Annotated in this window: 15 protein-coding genes; 8 read left to right on the top strand and 7 right to left on the bottom strand. The window is 72.6% G+C overall.

Translation table 11 applies throughout. The annotated features are described in order from the left end of the window. Nucleotides 1-121 precede the first annotated feature (121 nt). From IG78_RS0136315 to IG78_RS0136330, 4 genes are all read left to right on the top strand, one after another. Nucleotides 122-1,042: an ABC transporter ATP-binding protein gene (locus tag IG78_RS0136315; RefSeq protein WP_030572276.1), complete on the top strand. Its 921-nt coding sequence runs from the start codon at nt 122-124 to the stop codon at nt 1,040-1,042. A 59-nt stretch (nt 1,043-1,101) separates the two neighbouring features. Further along, nucleotides 1,102-1,911 (top strand): ABC transporter permease, encoded by an 810-nt coding sequence (locus IG78_RS0136320; protein WP_030572279.1) that lies wholly within the window; start codon nt 1,102-1,104, stop codon nt 1,909-1,911. An 81-nt stretch (nt 1,912-1,992) separates the two neighbouring features. Then, nucleotides 1,993-4,116 carry a SpoIIE family protein phosphatase gene (locus tag IG78_RS0136325; RefSeq protein ID WP_030572282.1) on the top strand — a complete coding sequence of 708 codons (2,124 nt, stop codon included), beginning with the start codon at nt 1,993-1,995 and terminating at the stop codon, nt 4,114-4,116. 7 nt (nt 4,117-4,123) lie between these two features. Beyond that, complete coding sequence (locus IG78_RS0136330) at nt 4,124-4,984, top strand: Fpg/Nei family DNA glycosylase (protein ID WP_030572285.1); 861 nt, start codon at nt 4,124-4,126, stop codon at nt 4,982-4,984. Between the two features lie 53 nt (nt 4,985-5,037). On the opposite strand, the gene IG78_RS0136335 is transcribed toward IG78_RS0136330, so the two are convergent. Together IG78_RS0136335 and IG78_RS0136340 are read right to left on the bottom strand one after the other, a co-directional pair. Next, nucleotides 5,038-5,679, bottom strand: a complete 642-nt coding sequence (locus IG78_RS0136335; RefSeq protein WP_030572288.1) for a zf-HC2 domain-containing protein — start codon at nt 5,677-5,679, stop codon at nt 5,038-5,040. A 136-nt stretch (nt 5,680-5,815) separates the two neighbouring features. Next, nucleotides 5,816-6,349, bottom strand: coding sequence for a hypothetical protein (locus IG78_RS0136340; protein ID WP_030572291.1), 534 nt, complete (start codon nt 6,347-6,349; stop codon nt 5,816-5,818). A 293-nt stretch (nt 6,350-6,642) separates the two neighbouring features. Here IG78_RS0136340 and IG78_RS0136345 point away from each other — a divergent pair, with 293 nt between their 5' ends. Beyond that, the gene (locus IG78_RS0136345; protein ID WP_225882355.1) at nt 6,643-7,905 is read left to right on the top strand and encodes a CapA family protein; all 1,263 of its coding nucleotides are present in this window, start codon (nt 6,643-6,645) and stop codon (nt 7,903-7,905) included. 52 nt (nt 7,906-7,957) lie between these two features. On the opposite strand, the gene IG78_RS0136350 is transcribed toward IG78_RS0136345, so the two are convergent. Both IG78_RS0136350 and IG78_RS0136355 read right to left on the bottom strand, forming a co-directional pair. Further along, entirely contained in the window at nt 7,958-9,394 is a 1,437-nt protein-coding gene (locus tag IG78_RS0136350) for an amino acid permease (RefSeq protein WP_030572297.1), read from the bottom strand. Nucleotides 9,395-9,592: 198 nt separating this feature from the next. After that, entirely contained in the window at nt 9,593-10,063 is a 471-nt protein-coding gene (locus tag IG78_RS0136355) for a universal stress protein (protein ID WP_030572299.1), read from the bottom strand. A gap of 229 nt (nt 10,064-10,292) precedes the next feature. On the opposite strand from IG78_RS0136355, the gene lysX reads away from it, so the two are divergent. Both lysX and IG78_RS0136365 read left to right on the top strand, forming a co-directional pair. Beyond that, a complete protein-coding gene (gene lysX / locus IG78_RS0136360; RefSeq protein WP_030572302.1) occupies nt 10,293-13,571 on the top strand; it encodes a bifunctional lysylphosphatidylglycerol synthetase/lysine--tRNA ligase LysX in 3,279 nt (1,092 codons plus the stop codon). Nucleotides 13,572-13,671: 100 nt separating this feature from the next. Further along, nucleotides 13,672-14,535, top strand: a complete 864-nt coding sequence (locus tag IG78_RS0136365; protein WP_030572305.1) for a polysaccharide deacetylase family protein — start codon at nt 13,672-13,674, stop codon at nt 14,533-14,535. A 129-nt stretch (nt 14,536-14,664) separates the two neighbouring features. Here the strand turns inward: IG78_RS0136365 and IG78_RS0136370 are convergent, their stop codons facing one another. Beyond that, nucleotides 14,665-15,327 carry a class F sortase gene (locus IG78_RS0136370; protein ID WP_030572308.1) on the bottom strand — a complete coding sequence of 221 codons (663 nt, stop codon included), beginning with the start codon at nt 15,325-15,327 and terminating at the stop codon, nt 14,665-14,667. A gap of 341 nt (nt 15,328-15,668) precedes the next feature. On the opposite strand from IG78_RS0136370, the gene IG78_RS0136375 reads away from it, so the two are divergent. Continuing rightward, on the top strand, nt 15,669-16,163 hold the full coding sequence (locus IG78_RS0136375; protein WP_030572310.1) for a hypothetical protein: 495 nt from the start codon (nt 15,669-15,671) through the stop codon (nt 16,161-16,163). Between the two features lie 61 nt (nt 16,164-16,224). Here the strand turns inward: IG78_RS0136375 and IG78_RS0136380 are convergent, their stop codons facing one another. Both IG78_RS0136380 and IG78_RS0136385 read right to left on the bottom strand, forming a co-directional pair. After that, a complete protein-coding gene (locus IG78_RS0136380) occupies nt 16,225-16,758 on the bottom strand; it encodes a hypothetical protein (RefSeq protein ID WP_030572312.1) in 534 nt (177 codons plus the stop codon). A gap of 442 nt (nt 16,759-17,200) precedes the next feature. Next, entirely contained in the window at nt 17,201-17,965 is a 765-nt protein-coding gene (locus IG78_RS0136385; protein ID WP_030572314.1) for a bestrophin-like domain, read from the bottom strand. Between the last annotated feature and the right edge of the window lie 180 nt (nt 17,966-18,145).

An 18,145-nucleotide genomic window follows, 5' to 3' on the forward strand; every position in this document is an offset into this window, starting at 1 on the left:
TAATCGGGAGATCATCGGCGCGGATCGGGCCACGGGTGTACAACCAGGGTCGACATCGGGGGCGCCGATTGTCCGCGGTGGGCCGATGCCTGGGGGGCGCCCGCCCCGGCACCGTTGACCCATGATCGAAGTCAAGGACCTGACGAAGCGCTTCGGCGCGACGACCGCTGTCAAGGACCTCACCTTCACGGTGCGGCCCGGACGCGTCACCGGTTTCCTCGGGCCGAACGGCGCCGGCAAGTCCACCACCCTGCGCATGATCCTCGGCCTGAACGCGCCGACCGGCGGCTCCGTCACCGTCGGCGGCCTTGCCTTCCGCGACCGGCCGCGCGGCCTGCGGCACGTGGGCGCGCTCCTGGACGCGGGCGACGTGCACGGCGGCCGCAGCGCCGCGGCGCACCTGGCCGTGCTCGCCCGCAGCAACCGCATTCCGCGCCGCAGGGTGGACGAGGTGCTCGCGGAGGTCGGCCTCGCCGGGGCGGCGGGGCGCCGCCGCGTCGGGGGATTCTCGCTCGGCATGAAGCAGCGCCTCGGCATCGCCACCGCCCTGCTCGGCGACCCGCCGGTGCTCCTCTTCGACGAGCCGCTGAACGGCCTCGACCCCGAAGGGGTGCTGTGGGTGCGCGGCCTGTTCCGGCGCCTGGCCGGTGCGGGGCGCACGGTCTTCGTGTCCAGCCATCTGATGTCCGAGATGGAGAACACGGCCGACGAACTGATCGTCATCGGCCGCGGTGAACTCATCGCCGCCGAGAGCCTCGCCCGGTTCGCGGCCCGTGGCTCCGGCGCCGGCGTCACGGTGCGCACCCCGCGTCCCGCCGCCCTCGCCGAGGTGCTGACGGCCGCGGGGGGCACCGTGAGCCAGGACGGGCCGCTGCTCGCCGTTACCGGCCTCGACGCGTCCCGCATCGGCGACCTCGCAGGCCGCCACGCCCTGCCGTTGCACGAACTCACCCCGCGCACGGCCTCCCTGGAGGACGCGTTCATGAAACTCACCGCCGACAGCGTCGAGTACGCCACAGGAGACGCAGGAGAATCCCGATGACCAACAGCCGTGTGACCGGTGCCCGTGAGAGCCCCGCCCCGGCCGTGCCGACCGTGCCGATGCCGCCGCCCGCCGCCCGCTTCCGTGACCTCCTTGCCGCCGAGTGGCTGAAGCTGTGGTCGCTGCGCTCGACACCCTGGGCGTATCTGATCGCGGCGCTCGCCGTCATCGGCTTCAACGTGGGGCAGGCGTACGACACCTACCGCTACTGGACGATGGAGAACACGGCGGACAAGGCCCGGTTCGTCCGCGACGGCATCCCCCTCGCCGAGGCCTTCACCTCCAACGCGGCCTCGATCCTCATGCTCGCGGCCGGAGCCATCGGCGCGGTGACGGTCGTGGGGGAGTACGGGACGGGGCTCATCCGGACGACGTTCGCCGCCGTGCCCGCCCGCCGTTCGGTCCTCGCGGCCAAGGCGGCGGTGCTCGCCGGGGTCACCACCGCACTCGGCGCCCTGATCGCGGCGGTGTCCTTCTTCGCGACCCAGGCGATCCTGGCCGGGCGGGACATCGGTGTCTCCGCCGGCCATCCCGGCGCCCTGCGCGTCATCGTGGCGTCCGCGCTGCTCACGCCGGTGTCCGCGCTGGTGGGCATGGCCGTCGGCGCCCTCCTGCGGCAGATGGGCACCACGATGGTGGCGACCTTCGTGACGCTCCTGATCCTGCCCCTCGTCGTGAGCCCGGGCCGGTACTGGTCCGCCCTGCTCGCACACGCCCTGCCGTATTCCGCGTGGCAGCGCCTGACCGAGGTCGGCTCGCCCGTCGTGGCGTATCCCTGGTCGCAGGCCGGGGCGTGGACGGTGTACGGGGCCTGGGCGCTGGGGGCCGTGGTGCTCGCCGTGTTCACCGTGGACCGGCGGGACCAGTAGCCGGGGAGCGGAGGGTTCCGCGCCTGCCCGGTGGCCCGCCGTCCACATGCGGCCGCCCGAGGGTGCGCCTAGCGTTGGCGCATGGACGCGGGCACGGGAGGTGTCGAGGCGGCGCTGCGGCGCTGCGGCGGCTGTGCATCCGCTCCCTCGGGCCCCACCTGCTGTTTCCTGGCGTCCTACGGCCCCGGCCTGGGAATGGGCGGCTTCGAATGGGACCTCAGGACCAATGTGCTGCTCCTGGACGAGACCGGGCTCACCCTCTTCGACCTGCGGCGCGACGAGTTCGACAACCGCCCGCAGAGCCTCGCCGTGCGGGTGCCGCCGGGCGAGGCCCACCGCCTCGACGTCCAGGTGTCACAGGCCATCAAGAGCGGCGACGTCGGCTACGGCGCGTACTTCCGGGTACGGCTGCGGGACGGCAGCATGCACTGGCGGCACACCCAGGGTCACGTCCTGCACGACGGCTCCGAGCGGCCGCAGCGCATCGTGGGGATCATCCGTGACGCCACCCGCGAGCTCAGCGACAGCACGGCGCACCGCGAACGCGTCGAGGAGGAGGCGGACCGGCGCCGCCGCACCAGCGTCGTGCAGGGCACCACGGCGGCCCTGGCGCACGCCCGTACCGTCGCCGACGTCATCGACGTCCTGAGCGACGCCAGGGGCCTCGCGCACCTGGGGGCGTCGCACCTGGTCATGGGCCTGGTCGAGGCGGGCAGGATCCGCCTTGTCGCGGAGGGCCCGCCGGAGGGCTACGTACCCGGCACCCGGCTCACCCGCGTCGACGAGCACTACCCCATGAGCGAGGTCGTGCGCACGCTGGCGCCGCGCTACATCGAGACACCGGAGGAATTCGCCTCCTCCTACCCGAAGCTGTGGCCGCACATCGAGCACCTAGGCATCACCTCCGCCGCCTATCTCCCGCTGATCGCCCAGGCCAAGCCGCTCGCCGTGCTCGGCCTGCTCTACCAGGACCGCACCGGCTTCACGCAGGAGGAGCGCACCGTCCTCGTGGCGCTCGGCAGCAGCATCGCGCAGAGCCTTCAGCGGGCCATGCTGTACGAGCAGGAGAAGGACCTCGCCCAGGGCCTCCAGCAGGCGATGCTGCCCCGCACCATCCCGGGCGTGCCCGGCGCCGACATCGCCGTGCGCTACCGCAGCGCGGCACTGGGCCGCGACATCGGCGGCGACTGGTACGACGTGATCCCGCTGCCCGGCGGCAGGGTCGGCGCCGTCATCGGTGACGTCCAGGGCCATGACACGCACGCCGCGGCCGTCATGGGCCAGTTGCGCATCGTGCTGCGCGCGTACGCCGCCGAGGGCCACACCCCCGCCACCGTGATGGCCCGCGCCTCCGGCTTCCTGCACGAGCTGGACACCGACCGCTTCGCGACCTGCCTGTACGCGGAGACCGACCTCAGCACCGGTGTGGTGCAACTGGTGCGCGCCGGGCACATCGACCCGCTGCTGCGGCTCACCGACGGCACCTGCCGCCGCGTGCCCGTCGAGGGCGGCCTGCCGCTCGGCCTCTCCGCCGAGTTCGGGCGGCTCGACTACCCCGCCACCACCGTCGAACTCGACCCCGGCCAGACCCTGTTGCTGTACACCGACGGCCTCGTGGAGGAGCCGGGCGAGGACCTCGACGACGGCACCCAGGCCCTCGCCGAGCTCGTCTCCGTCGGCCCGCACGACCTCCAGGAGCTGGCCGACCTGCTGTGCGGGCGGGTCGACGACCGCCGCGGCGACGACGACGCGGCACTGCTCCTGCTGCGCCGCCGCACCGCGGACGCGCCGCGCTCCGGCGGCAGGCTCCAGCAGCACGTCGCCCCGAACGACCCGGAGGCACTCGCCGAGGCACGGCACATGATCAGGGCCGCCGTGCGCGCCTGGGGCGCCCGCAACCGCGCCGACGAGATCGAGCTCGCCGCCGACGAGCTGATCACGAACGCCCTCATGCACACCGACGGGCCCGCGATCGTCACCCTGCGCGTGGTGTCCGCCGCCGACCGGCGGCTGCGCGTCGACGTCGACGACTCCTCCAGCGCGCTGCCCCGCCTCCGCGAGGCCTCCGACGACGGGGTGTCCGGGCGCGGACTGCTGCTCGTGGACCGGCTCGCGGACGTGTGGGGGGTGGACTCGCGGGGCGGCGGCAAGTGCGTCTGGTGCGAGTTCGTGGTGCCCGCGCGCGGCGCGGCGGACGGAGGGTGAACGAGGCATGCCGGAACTGCCGGAGGTACAGGCACTGCGGGACTTCCTCGACGAGGAGCTGACCGGGCACGAGATCGTGCGGGTCCTGCCGGTCGCGATCAGCGTCCTCAAGACGTATGACCCGCCGGTGACCGCGCTCGAAGGCAGGACCGTCACGGGCGTCGCCCGGTACGGCAAGTTCCTCGCCGTCGACACCGGCGGGCCCCGGCTCGTCACGCATCTCGCCCGCGCGGGCTGGCTGCGGTGGCAGGACCCGCTGCCGAGCGGCGTGCCCCGGCCCGGCAAGGGCCCGCTCGCGCTGCGCGTGGCCCTGGAGACCGGGGCGGGCTTCGACCTCACGGAGGCGGGCACCCAGAAGCGGCTCGCCGTGTACGTCACCGAGGACCCCGCCACCGTCCCCGGCATCGCCCGCCTGGGACCCGACCCGCTGGCCGCGGACTTCACGCGGGAGAGGTTCGCCGAGCTGCTGCGGGGGGAGCGCCGCCGCATCAAGGGCGCGTTGCGCGACCAGAGCCTGATCGCGGGCATCGGCAACGCCTACAGCGACGAGATCCTGCACGCCGCCCGCATGTCCCCGTACAAGCTCGCAGGGGGCCTGTCCGCGCGGGAGACGGAGCATCTGTACGCGGCGCTGCGCTCGACCCTGGAGGAGGCCGTCGAGCGGTCGCGGGGCGTCGCCGCGGCCCGCCTGAAGTCGGAGAAGAAGTCCGGCCTCCGTGTGCACGGGCGTACGGGGGAGCCCTGCCCGGTGTGCGGCGACACCGTCCGCGAGGTGTCCTTCGCCGACTCGTCGCTGCAGTACTGCCCCACCTGCCAGACGGGCGGCAAGCCCCTGGCCGACCGCCGGACGTCCCGCTTCCTCAAGTAGCTCCCGGCGGGCGGGCGGGCGACCCCGGCCCCCGGTTCCGGGGCTGCCCACGGTCAGTGCGGCCGCAGCGTGAGCAGCCGCCCGCCCCCCACGGCCCGCACCTCGAACCGCTCGATCCCCTCCGGAGGGAGCCCGGTGCCGCCGTCGGTCTCCATCTCCCGGCCGGGGCCCCGCCATGTCGTCACGACGTCCCGGGACCCGTCCGTGCCGACGGCGACCAGCTCGCAGACCCGCGCCGGGCCCCCGTCCCGCACCTGGAGCCCGACCTCCGTCCCCCACGCCTGCTCCCGGGCCGTGAGCACGGCCGCCACGCCGGTGCGTCCGTCGTGCGCGGCGGCCCGCAGCGGCCGCGGTCCGCCGCCCGTGTCCAGGACGGCCGCGGTGGGGCCGACGGCGGCGAGGGCCACGCCCGCCGCGACGGCACCGAACCAGCGACGGCGCCGCAGCCGCCGGGCGCGCCCCGTCGTGTCGAGGAGCCGCCCGAGCAGCGGGGCACCGGGTGCCGCCGGGTCGAGGACGTACGGCACGGATCTGCCGTGGGCCCGCAGGGCCCGTGCGGGCAGGCCGAGGTCGGCCACCCGTGCCCGGCAGGGGCCGCACTCCATGAGGTGGTCCTCGAAGCGGAACCTGTCCGCCTCGTCGAGGACGCCGAGCGCGTAGGCGCCGGCGTCGCGATGCCGCTCCAGGGGCCTCATGGTGTTCCTTGTCGGTGAGGGTGCTCCTTGCCCTCCCGTACGCAATCGGCCGCGGAATCATTCAAGCGGGATCATTCGAGCGGGATCATCGAGCGGGATCATCGAGCGGGATCATTCAAGAGGCAGCGGCCCGCGGTCAGAACAACTGGATGGCCAGATGCCCGAGCGGAAGGCCGAGCTGCCACGCGGCCGTCCACACCTTCGGCACGTGGTCCTCGTCGTCGTCCCCGTGCCCGGCGTACGGGTCAGGGCCCCCGGAAACGGCCTCCAGGTCCGGGGCGAGCAGTTCGGTCTCCTCCAGCCAGCGCCAGGCGGCCTCGGCGAGCACGAGATCGGGCGCGGGGCCGCCGGTGGCCGCGACGTCGGCGCCGAGGCCGTCCATGCGCTCGCGCACCCACTCCTGCCACGGCTGGTCGTACGCCGTCAGGGAGAGCCAGGTCTCCAACTGTGAGACGACGCGGATGCCGGACAGCTCCCCGCGCGTGTCCGACAGGAAGATGGTGAGCGCGAGGGCGTCACGCCCGGCCCGGTACTCGAACGACGTGGGCGGCATCAGGTCGCCGGTGCGCAGCAACTCGTCCGCGATGTACTCGGCGTACAGCCACGCCATCGGGACCGTCAGCTCGTCCCCGTCGGGGCCTTGGGCGCCGTCCGTGCTCTCGTGCAGCATCACGCTCCGCCTTCCTGTGCTCCGTGTGTACGCGTCACCGGCTCTTGGCCCCCCACCCCGGAACACGGATGAGGACAGCCGATTACCCAACAGGGGTGCCGAGCAAGGCGCTTTACCGAGCCTTGACCCGGCCTACGGTTTCATCGCAGGTCGCGGCGGCTGTGTTCTTCGGCTCACTGGGTGAACACTTTGACGCTATTGCGGTGAATTGCAGGTCGTTACTCCTTGACTCACCCTTGTATTCGTATGTGGATCGGTTTTAACGAAAATCTCCCCATACGGAAGTCCGGTCGATGACACAGCGCACCCGCCCCGCACGGCCCGCCCGCCGCATCCGCCGCACCCGCCCCGCCCGGGGCGCCCGGCGCGCTCACCCGGCCCTCGCCGTCCTCACCGCCGCACTGGTCGGCGCCACCGTCGGCTGCGCCGCGCAGCAGCCGTCCGAGCCGGGGCAGGAGCAGAAGCGGGCGTCCGCGGCCCGGCACCCGGCGTCCGCACCGTCCGCGGCGGGCGGCGCGAACGACGCCCGCGCCTTCACGCTCGTGGCCTCCGGCGACGTGCTGCCGCACGCCTCGATCATCCGGCAGGCGAACGCCGACGCGGGCGGCGCAGGCTATGACTTCGCGCCCATGCTGGCGGGCGCCAAGTCCGTGGTCGCCGACGCGGACCTGGCGATCTGTCACATGGAGACGGTGTACGGCCCGCCCGGCGACTACACGGGCTATCCGACCTTCAAGTCACCCCCGCACGTGGCCAGGGCGCTGCGGAGCACCGGCTACGACGCGTGCTCCACGGCCTCCAACCACACGCTCGACGACGGCGCGGACGGGATCCACCGCACCCTCGCCGCCCTCGACCGGGCGGGCGTCAAGCACGCGGGCTCCGGGCGCACGGCCACCGAGGGCCGCTCCCCGGCCTGGCTGCGCGCGGGCGGCGCCAAGGTGGCCCAGCTCGCCTACACCTACGGCACCAACGACATCCCGCTGCCCAAGGGCAAGCCCTGGTCGGTGAACCTCATCGACAAGGACCGCATCCTCTCCGACGCCCGCGCCGCGAGGAAGGCGGGCGCCGATGTCGTGGTCGTGTCCCTGCACTGGGGCACCGAATGGCAGGACGCCCCCGACCGCCGGCAATTGAACCTGGGCAGGGAGCTGACCGCCGCGCGCACGGCGGGGCGGCCGGACGTCGACCTCATCATCGGCACCCACGCGCACGTCCCGCAGGCCTACGAGAAGGTCAACGGGACCTGGATCGTCTACGGCATGGGCGACCAGATCGCCGGGGACATGATCAACCACGCGGGCGCCGAGGACCCGCGGGGCAACCAGGGCACCGCGGGCCGCTTCACCTTCGCCGCCCCCGAGAAGCCCGGCGGCCGCTGGAAGATGGCGAAGGCGGAGTTCGTGCCGTTCTGGTTCGACACGGCCGCGGGCCGCGTCGTCAACCTCAACGCCGCCATCGACCGCGGCCGGGACGTCGGTGAGCTTCGCGACCGCATCCGACGCGTCGTCCTGAGCCGGGGCGCGGGCGAGGACGGCCTGACGATGGGGCAGTGACGGGCCGCCGCCGGGACGGAGGCGGCCCGACGGCGGAGCGGCGACCGCCCACCTAGGAGCCGGACTGCCGCTGCTCCGCCTTCGCCATCTCCGACCTGCGGTAGGAGTACGCGAAGTACACGACGAGGCCGAGGGCGAACCACACCCCGAACCGCACCCAGGTCTGCCACTCCAGGAACGTGATGAGCCAGATGGAGAAGACGACCCCGACCGCGGGCACCACCGGCATGCCGGGGCAGCGGAACGTACGCGGCAGGTCGGGCCGCTTGTAGCGCAGCACGATCACCGCTACGCACACCACGACGAACGCGAGCAGGATGCCGATGTTGGTGAGTTCGGCCGCCTCGCCGATCGGCAGGAAGCCGGCGATCGCGGCCGAAGCGAACCCGACGATCCATGTCACGCGCGTCGGCACGTGTCGCGTCGGGTGTGTCTTCGCGAACCACTTCGGCAGCAGTCCGTCGCGGCTCATCGAGAACCACACGCGCGTGCAGCCCAGCATGAACGTGAACATCACCGTGAGGATGCCGATGATCGCGCCGACCGCGATGACGTCGGCGAGCCCGCCGAGCCCCGCCGCCTTGAACGCCGAGGAGAAGCCGCTCTCCGGATCGATGTCCTTGTAGTCCTGCATGCCCGTCAGGACCAGGCACGCGAGCACGTACAGGACCATCGAGACGGCGAGCGAGTACATGATCGCCTTCGGCATGTGACGCTGGGCGTCCTTGGACTCCTCGGCCGCGGTCGACATGGCGTCGTACCCGAACACCGCGAAGAACACGGTGGCCGCTCCCGTGAAGGCGCCGCTGAGCCCGAATGGGAAGAACGGCTCGTAGTTGCCCGTCCTGACGTGGAAGAAGCCGACGCCGATGACGAGCAGGACCACCAGGACCTTCAGGATCACGACGACCATCTCGAAGCGCGCCGCGTTCTTGATCCCGAGGGTCAGCAGATAGGCGATGAACAGGCACAGGACCGCCGCGAACAGGTCGACCTTGTGGCCGTCACCGGTGCCGGGCGCGCCCAGCATCCACGTCGGCAGCTCCGTGCCCATCTCGTTCAGGAGGAAGTTGAAGTACCCGGAGATGCCGATCGCGACCACCGCCACGATCGCCGTGTACTCCAGGAGCAGGTCCCAGCCGATGAACCAGCCCGCGATCTCGCCGAGCACCGCGTAGCCGTAGGTGTACGCCGAGCCCGCCTTCGGGATCAGACCGGCGAACTCCGCGTACGAGAACGCGGCGGCGGCGCTCGCCACGCCCGCGATCAGGAACGAGATGAGAACGGCGGGCCCTGCCTTCTCGTTCGCGACGGTGCCCGCGAGGGTGAAGATCCCGGCGCCGATGATGCCGCCCACGCCGATCGCGGTGAGCTGCCACAGGCCGAGGGTGCGGGTGAGCTGCGCGGACCCGCCGTCCGCCTCGGTGTCCTCGATGTGGTCGATGGGCTTGCGGCGCAGGATTCCCTGCCCCGTCCGTGGTCCGGCCATGAGCCTCACCTCTTCGCTGACGGTGGTCGGCTGACGGCGGATCATGATGGCTCAGGGACTCGCGGCACGGAAGACACCACGCAGCACGCGCGGGGGCGCGGTGGCACCGGCGAAGAGGTTCGCCCAGTCGGCCCCCGGCCCCCCGGCCCCCCGGGGAGGGGATCGGCTCTACGGCACCACCACGGTGCGGGACCGGCCCTACGGCACCACGGTGACCGGCCAGCGGCCCGCCTTCACCAGGCGTACCGCCACCGAGCCGACGATGCGGTGCCCCGCCTGCTCCGACGCGCCGACCACGACGGCGTCGGCCTTCAGCTCGTCGGCGGCGGTGACCAGGCCGTTGTAGGGGTCGCCGCGGAAGGTGTGGAACTCCCAGCGCACGTCGAATATGCCCTTCACGCGCTCGGTCGCGTCGCGGATCTCGGCGATCAGGTTCTCCGCGATCTCCTCGGTGGTGTCCGCGATCGGCGCACCCAGGGCCGCTCCCGCGGCCACCACCGGCTGGACGTAGACGACGGCGAGCAGCGCGCGCTGTCGTCTGGCAAGGCCACCGGCATATGCCGCAGCCCGCAGTGAGGAGTCCGAGCCGTCGACCCCGGCGACGATCACTTTCGGCCCGTCGGTGCCGCGTTCGAACTGCTGGGACTTTTCAGGGGCGTCTTCCGTCACCCCCCGAGGCTAGCCCAGCCCTCGCCCCCTTCAAGGCTAGGGGGGTGCCCCGTCAGGGGCGCGGGGAACTGCGCGACCAGCCACGAAAAAAGCCGCAGACGCGTCTGCGGGGACCGCGGCAGACGCGTCTGCGGCCTTTCCTGGGCTGAGCGCGCAGTTCCCCGCGCCCCTGACGGGGCGGGACGGAGGCCGACGGGCGGGGTGGGCCGGGGGTTCTTAGAGTCGAGGCATGAGTGCCTCCGTGGACGACCCGGGCGGCGCGCGGGGCACCCTGCGCCAGGCCCCGCAAGGCTTCGCGGGATTCTTCGGCGCCCTGGGCCTGCTCTGCGCGCTCCTCGCGATCATCCCACCGCTGCGCCGCCTCCTGCGGCCAGCGGTGCGCCTCCTGGACCTGGCCACCGTGCCGGTCAGCGCAAACCTCGCGTACGCCGTCTTCCTCTTCCTCCTCGCGGCAGCCATCGCGGCCCGCAAGAAGGTCGCGTGGTGGCTCGTCGTCAGCTATCTGGGCCTGCTCATCGCCTTCGACGTGCTGGGGATCGCGCTCGGCCTCTGGGCCGATTCGGTGCCGTCCCTCGTCGTGTGCGGCGCCGCGCTCGTCCTGCTCGTACTGGCCCGCGGCGAGTTCGACGCGGACTCGCGGCACGGGGCGGTGTGGCGGGCCGCGGCCGTGCTCGCGGCGGGGCTCGGTCTTGCGATCCTCGCCGGGTGGGGGCTCGTCGAACTGTTCCCCGGCACGCTGGTGCGCGGCGAGCGCCTGCTGTGGGCGGCGAACCGGGTCTGCGGCGGGTTCCTGCACGGCCACGAGTACTTCGACGGCGCCCCACCACGTCCCCTGTTCTTCTTCCTCGGCCTGTTCGGCGCGCTCGCGCTGCTCAACGCCGCCGCGACGCTGTTCCGCTCGCAGCGCATGGAGGCGGCCCTGCACGGCGACGAGGAACCGCGCATCCGCGCCCTCCTCGGCCGGTACGGCGACCAGGACTCCCTCGGCTACTTCGCCACCCGGCGCGACAAGGCCGTCGTCTTCTCACCCAGCGGCAAGGCCGCCGTGACCTACCGGATCGAGGCGGGCGTCTGCCTGGCCAGCGGCGATCCGGTCGGCGACCGCGAGGCCTGGCCGCACGCGATCGGCGCCTGGCTCGACGTGGCCCGCCGCTACGCCTGGGCCCCCGCCGTGATGGGCGCGTCCGAGGAGGGCGCCAAGGCCTTCGCCCGCGCCGGGCTCGGCGCCCTCCAGCTCGGCGACGAGGCGCTCCTGTACGTGTCCGGCTTCGACCTGGACGGCCGTGACATGCGCGTCACACGGCAGGCCGTGAACCGGGTGTGCCGCACCGGCGCCACGGCCCGGGTACGCCGCCACGCCACCCTCACCGACGAGGAGATGGAGGGCATCGTCGACAGGGCGGACGCCTGGCGTGACACCGAGACCGAACGCGGCTTCTCCATGGCCCTCGACCGGCTCGGCGACCCCGAGGACGGCCAGTGCCTGCTCGTCGAGGCCCTCGACGCCGACGGCAGGCTCCTTGCGCTGCTGTCCCTGGTGCCCTGGGGCAGGGACGGCGTCTCCCTGGACCTGATGCGCCGCGACCGCAGCGCACCCAACGGCGTCATGGAGTTCATGGTCGCCGAGCTGTGCGCCGCCGCACCCAAGTTCGGGGTGAAGCGGATCTCGCTGAACTTCGCCGTGTTCCGCTCGGTGTTCGAGGAGGGCGCCAGGATCGGCGCGGGCCCGGTCCTGAGGCTCTGGCGCCGGCTGCTGCTCTTCTTCTCCAAGTGGTGGCAGCTCGAGGCGCTGTACCGGTCCAACGCCAAGTTCCACCCGGAGTGGTACCCGCGCTTCATCTGCTACGGCGACACCGGCGCCCTTCCCCGCATCGGCCTCGCGTCCGGCATCGCCGAGGGCTTCGTCTCCGTGCCGTCGCTGCGCAAGCTGTGGGGCAAGGGCCACAAGCCGCGCGGCGTCACCAAGCCCGCCACCACCGAGGGCCTGCCCTCCATCGCCGCGCTCGGCCTCGGTGACGCCACCGGCGCGGCCCGCGACCCCGCCGACGCGCTGCCCGAACAGGTCCGCGTCCGGCACCGCAAACTCCATCGGCTGCGCGCGGCCGGCACCGACCCCTACCCGGTCGCCGCCCGCCCCCGCACCCATGTGCTGGCAGCGGTGCGGGCGGACACGGCGGGGCAGCAGGTCACCGTCGCGGGCCGCGTCATGCTCGTACGCGACTTCGGCGGCGTCGTCTTCGTCGTCCTGCGCGACTGGTCGGGCGATCTCCAGCTCGCCTTCTCGCGGGACCGTTCGGGCCGTGCCGTCCTCGACTCCTTCACCGCGGACACCGACATCGGCGACCACCTCGCCGCCACCGGCGAGGTCGGCCGCAGTGACACGGGCGAACTCACCGTCTTCGCCACCTCCTGGCAGCTCACCGGCAAGTGCCTGCGCCCGCTGCCCGACAAGCGCCGCGGCCTCACCGACCCCGAGGCGAAGGTGCGCCGCCGCTATCTGGACCTGGTGGCGAGCCCCACGGCGCGCGCCGCCGTACACGCCCGCTCCACCGCCGTACAGGCGCTGCGGCAGGGCCTGCTCGACCGCGGCTACCTGGAGGTCGAGACGCCGATGCTCCAGCAGATCCACGGCGGCGCCAACGCCCGCCCCTTCACCACCCACATCAACGCCTACGACCTCGATCTGTATCTGCGCATCGCCCCCGAGCTGTATCTGAAGCGGCTGTGCGTCGGCGGCATGGAGAAGGTCTTCGAACTCGGCCGCACGTTCCGCAACGAAGGCGTCTCCTACAAACACAACCCCGAGTTCACCATGCTGGAGGCCTACCAGGCGTACGCCGACTACGACGTGATGCTCGACCTCACGCGCGAACTGATCCAGGCCGCCGCGACCGCCGCCTTCGGCACCCCGACGGCCCGCAGGACCGACGCCGGGGGCCGTGTCACCGAGTACGACATCTCCGGCGCCTGGCCGGTCAGGACCGTGTACGGGGCGATCTCCGAGGCGCTCGGCGAGGAGGTCGGCGCCGACACCCCGCTGCCCGCCCTGCACCGTCTGTGCGACCGCGCGCGGGTCCCGTACACGGCCGACGACGGCCGCGGCGACGTCGTCCTGGAGATGTACGAACGCCTCGTCGAGGAGCGGACGACGCTGCCGACCTTCTACAAGGACTTCCCGACCGAGGTCTCGCCGCTCACCCGCGGGCACCGCGCGGATCCGCGCCTCGCCGAACGCTGGGACCTCGTCGCCTTCGGCACCGAACTGGGCACCGCCTACTCAGAGTTGACCGACCCCGTCGAACAGCGCCGACGGCTCACCGCCCAGTCCCTGCTCGCCGCCGGGGGAGACCCGGAGGCGATGGAGCTCGACGAGGACTTCCTGGAGGCCCTGGAGTACGCGATGCCGCCCACCGGCGGGCTCGGCATCGGCGTCGACCGGCTCGTCATGTTCCTCACCGGCCTGACGATCCGCGAGACGCTGCCCTTCCCGCTGGTCCGCCGCCGCTGACGCGCCCCTCCCCGTGGGCCGCTGGTCCCATCGGGTGCATTCGCCTGCCGGGGCGGTGTCGCGGAGACGCCGCGGGCCTCAGCCGTGCCACGGATTATTCATGAAAAACGATCAGATGCCTCCGGGGCGCCGGGCCCTGCTCGGCTGGGCCGCCGTGCTCGGGGTGGCCACCACGGCCCGGTTCCTGACCGCGGACACCGCGGAGCCCCCCGGTCCTGGCGTCCCCGCCGACACCGGCGCCGGATCCGCCGCCGGACCGCAGGCGGGCGCCGCGCCGAAGGCCCCCGGGCGCGCCCCCTACCGGCTGCAGCCCATGGCGGGGTACGGCCCCCACCGCGGCGCCCCGGCCCGCCCGCCGGTGCGCAGGGCGCCGATCCTGCGCATCCCGGGCCGCGCCCGCTCCATGGTCCTGAGCTTCGACGACGGGCCCGACCCGCGGTACACCAAGGACATCCTGCGGATCCTGCGGCGCCACGACGCCCGCGCGATGTTCTTCGTGTGCGGCGAGATGGCGGCCGCCCACCCCGACCTGCTGCGCGAGATGGCCGCCGACGGGCATGTGATCGGCAACCACACCTGGAGCCATCCGCTGCTGTCCCGCCTCACCCGCGCGGGGATCCGCCGCCAGATGGAGCGCACCTGCGAGGTCGTCGAAGCCGTGGCGGGCACCCCGCCGGTGTGGTTCCGCGCCCCGTACGGCGCCTGGAACCGCGCGGCCTTCGAGATCGGCGCCGACCTCGGCATGGAACCGCTCGCCTGGACCGTGGACACCCTGGACTGGCGCACGCCCGGCACCGGCGCCATCGTGCGGCGGGTGCTCCGGGGTGCGGGACCCGGAGTCGTCGTGCTCTCGCACGACGCGGGCGGCAACCGCTCGCAGAGCGTACGGGCGCTGCGCCGCTATCTGCCCGAACTCCTCGACGAGGGCTACCGGCTCACGGTGCCGAGCCGGTACCGGGTGTAGCGCCCGTGCCGGCGGGCGTGCGGCGCACGACGGCGCCGCCGCGCGCCGCACCAAGGCCTCTCAGCGCACGCCCGCGAAGGGTCTCAGCGCACGCCCACACGGTCTCTCAGCGCACGCCCACACGGTCTCTCAGCGCACGTCCACGAGCCGGGCGAACACCACCACGTTCCCGTCGTAGCCGTTCTGCTTGGAGAAGCCGCCGCCGCATGTGATCACCCGCAGTTCCGGGGTCCCGCCATTCTTGTACACGCGGTCGCCGGGGAAATTGTTCTTCGCGAACACCTCGATCCCATAGATCTCGAAGACCGCGGTGCGCCGGTCCTTGCGCTTGACCTCGATGCGCTGCTTCTTCTTGAGCGAGCCGAGGCCGTAGAAGACGGCGGGCCCCTGCTGATTGTCGACATGTCCGACGACGACCGACGTGCCCTGCTCGCCGGGGGACACCGCGCCCGTGAACCAGCCCGCGAGATTGGAGTCGTCCGGCGGCGGCGCGTCCACCCAGCCCTCCGAGTCCAGGCCGACCGCGATCACGGGGGCGTCCACCCGGATCGGCTTGATGCGGATGCGGTCCGCGGGCGAGAACGTCAGCGGCGCGGGGGCGCCCTTCCTGGTGGGAGCCCGGTCGGCCGCCGCGGCCGACGCGGGCTGCGGCGGGCCCACGTCGAACTCTCCGGAGCCATTGCGGATCAGTGCGAGCCCGGTCAGCAGCACAAGCGCCATGACGCCCCACGGCGCCCGTCTGCGCTGCCTCTCCTCCTCTTCGAACTCTTCCGACGGCTGGGACGAAGACATGCTCTATCCCCTCTCGACGCGACTTGTGCGGCCACGTCCATTGCGCGTACGAAAAACGCTATGCGCAGCGCGCCCGGCGTGCGAAAGGGCGGGAGCGAACGGGTGGCTCGCACCGGCGGCGTGCGCCATCCGAGTTCGGGCCCACCGGAAATTTCTGACGGTCCGTGACCTGCGGCAATGACGACCTGCGCGGACGCCCTTCGGCGTGTCTTCTCACCAGGACGGCCGATCCCCGAAATGCGGCCCCACGCAGCGCGTCTGAGGGTCTGACTGGGAGGCGTTCTCGCCGATCGACCGGGGAAATGGTGTCCCCGGGACGCTTTCCGCGGAGGAAGAGACCCATGCGCAACTCTCGTGCACTCGCGGCCGTCGTGGCCGCCGGCGCCCTGGTCGGGTTCGGCGCGCCGTCGGCCGCGGCCTGGGCGGAACCCAGCAATATCGTCGCCATGCCCAGCGTCATCGCCCGGGGCGGGCATCTGACGGTCACCGTCGACGGCAGCTCCTGCCACGCGGCCGGCAGCTATGTCGAGTCACCGGCGTTCCCGCGCACGCACCTCAAGCCCATCTCGGGCGGCACCACCGCGAGCGCGACCGTCAAGATCAACCACAATGCCCACCCGGGCGCGTACGACATCACGGCCAACTGCGGCGGCAAGCCGCTGACCAGGCCGCACGCCTTCACCGTCATCCACGGCGGGGTCCGCGGCGGCGTCGGCGGCGGCACCACGTCCGGTGCGACCCGGACCGACATGGCGATCGGCGGGGCCCTGGTGACCGTCGCGGTCGTGGGCGGCGGGGTCTTCTGGATGCGCCGCCGGTCCGAGAGCAAGGCCTGAGGGCTCCGCGGCCTCCCTGCCCGGCGCGACCCCTTCCGCGCCGGGCCGGGACGCCGGGACGTCAGGAACCGTTCGGCCCGGTCCTGCGGCGGGCCCAGAAGTACGCCGTGCCGATGACGCCCGCGATGAGGGCGCCGCCGACCGCGATCTGCTGGGCGTCGGAGCCGTCGGAGCTGCCGCCGACACCGGCCTTGACGCCCCGGGTGTGGCGCGGGGTGGGCTGGGGGGTGGGGTTGTTGCTGGAGCCGCCGCCGACGATGGTCAGGTCGGTCGTGCCGGACTCCTGGCCGCAGGCGAACGTGACCTCGTACATGGCGCCGGGCTTGGCGTCCCAGAACACCTTCGCGGTGGCCGACGCCTGGCCCTTGGGGATCGTGACGTCGTCGAAGATGCCGGACGTCACCTTGGTGTTGTGCTCGCAGCCGTCGACGCTGAGCGTGACCTGGCCGCCCGCGGCGATCGCGGCGGGGGTGACGCGGAAGCCGAACGAGGTGATGTTCTCCTCGCCGGTACGGGCCGCCGACGCGGGGGGCGCGGTCAGGGCCAGGGTGGTGGCGGTGAGCAGAGCGGCCGAAGCGACGCGTATCGCGCGCATGATTATTCCTCCGGGTCCCCGAGGAGCAGCCGCGGACCTTCTTCCGCTTGTGCCGGTGATGCACCTCGATGTCCCGAACGCTAGGCAGGGCCGGGACGCGCCGCGATCGGTGTCGTGCGAACGGGTCACAGGGCTGGGCCGGACGGGCGAAGGTGACGGCGTGGCGTGCCGCACGGGCGGGAGGATGGGGCAAAGGGGGGTGCGCTCGCGGCCGGAGGCCGGGCACGGCTCACACGCCGTGTGTTCCCCGCGCACCTACTGGCGCCCCGCACACACTCCCCGCGCGGGCGGGGCAAGGGGTTTGATGGCGCATATGCCGCACGGACGGGGTCCGTCCAAGGGCCGCGGGGGAACACGGGGGACAACGGGGGCGTCCGGCGGCAGGGCCACCGGAACTTCCCCTGCGCCGGTGGCCCCCTGGGACAGAACCTGCTGTCCCGCCCTAGTCGCCGATTCCGGGGAACAGCGCTTCGAACGGCTCGGCCGTGGCCGCGATGCCCCGGCTGTAGGGGGCGTCGAAGTCCCAGATGAGGAAGAGCAGGAAGGCGATCAGGGCGGAGAAGAGGCCCGCCAGGAGCAGTTCGCGGGCGGTGCGGCGGATCTGGAGCGGGAAGATCAGGCCCACGGTGACGAGCCCGCCGGTGATCAGGCCGAACCAGACCACCCCCGGCATGGTGGCCTCCACGCTGTCGCTGCGATTGCCGCGGGCCTCGTCGGCGAGTGTGATCTGGTCGAGCAGCGGCTGGTAGGCCTGGGCCTGGAAGTCGTTCGTGGGCTCGTAGTCGGTGACGTCGTGGCGCAGCTTCGCGAGCAGTTCGTCACCGCGGTCGGTCACATTTTCCCGCTCGATCATGGTGTCCCACTCGGTGTTCACGACATGGCCGACATACGCCGTTACGTCGTCGCGAATGCGGTCCCGGGCCTCGACGGGGTACACCCGGACCCGCTCGTGCACCTCGTGCAGGGCCTGGGCCTCGGCACGCACATGATCCTGGGCCGCGCTGCGGGCCTCCCAGACACCGGCGATGGCGAGTCCGAGGACGATGGCGTAGACCACGCCGATCATCATCGTCATGTACTCCATCACGTCCGGTGTTTCCGAAGCATCCACATCCGGGGCGGTTCGTCGGCGCTGGAGCACCACGACGACGAGGACGATGCCGCACACGGCGACCATCGCGAGGGTGAGAACAAGCCATTCCGACATGGGTCCTCCGGCGGTCAGCGCGGTCGCAGCGCGGCGACGGCGAGCACCGCGGGCGCGGTGATGAGCAGGGTGAGGGTCACGAGTGAGGAGCCGTTGCGGGGCGGCCGCTTGTGCGGCGACGGGCGGTGCTCGGGGTAGGCCACGGGCTCGGGCGGCGGGGTGACCCTTGGGGGCTTGGGG

Origin of the sequence: Streptomyces aureocirculatus (assembly GCF_000720475.1) — a bacterium.
GTDB lineage: Bacteria > Actinomycetota > Actinomycetes > Streptomycetales > Streptomycetaceae > Streptomyces > Streptomyces aureocirculatus.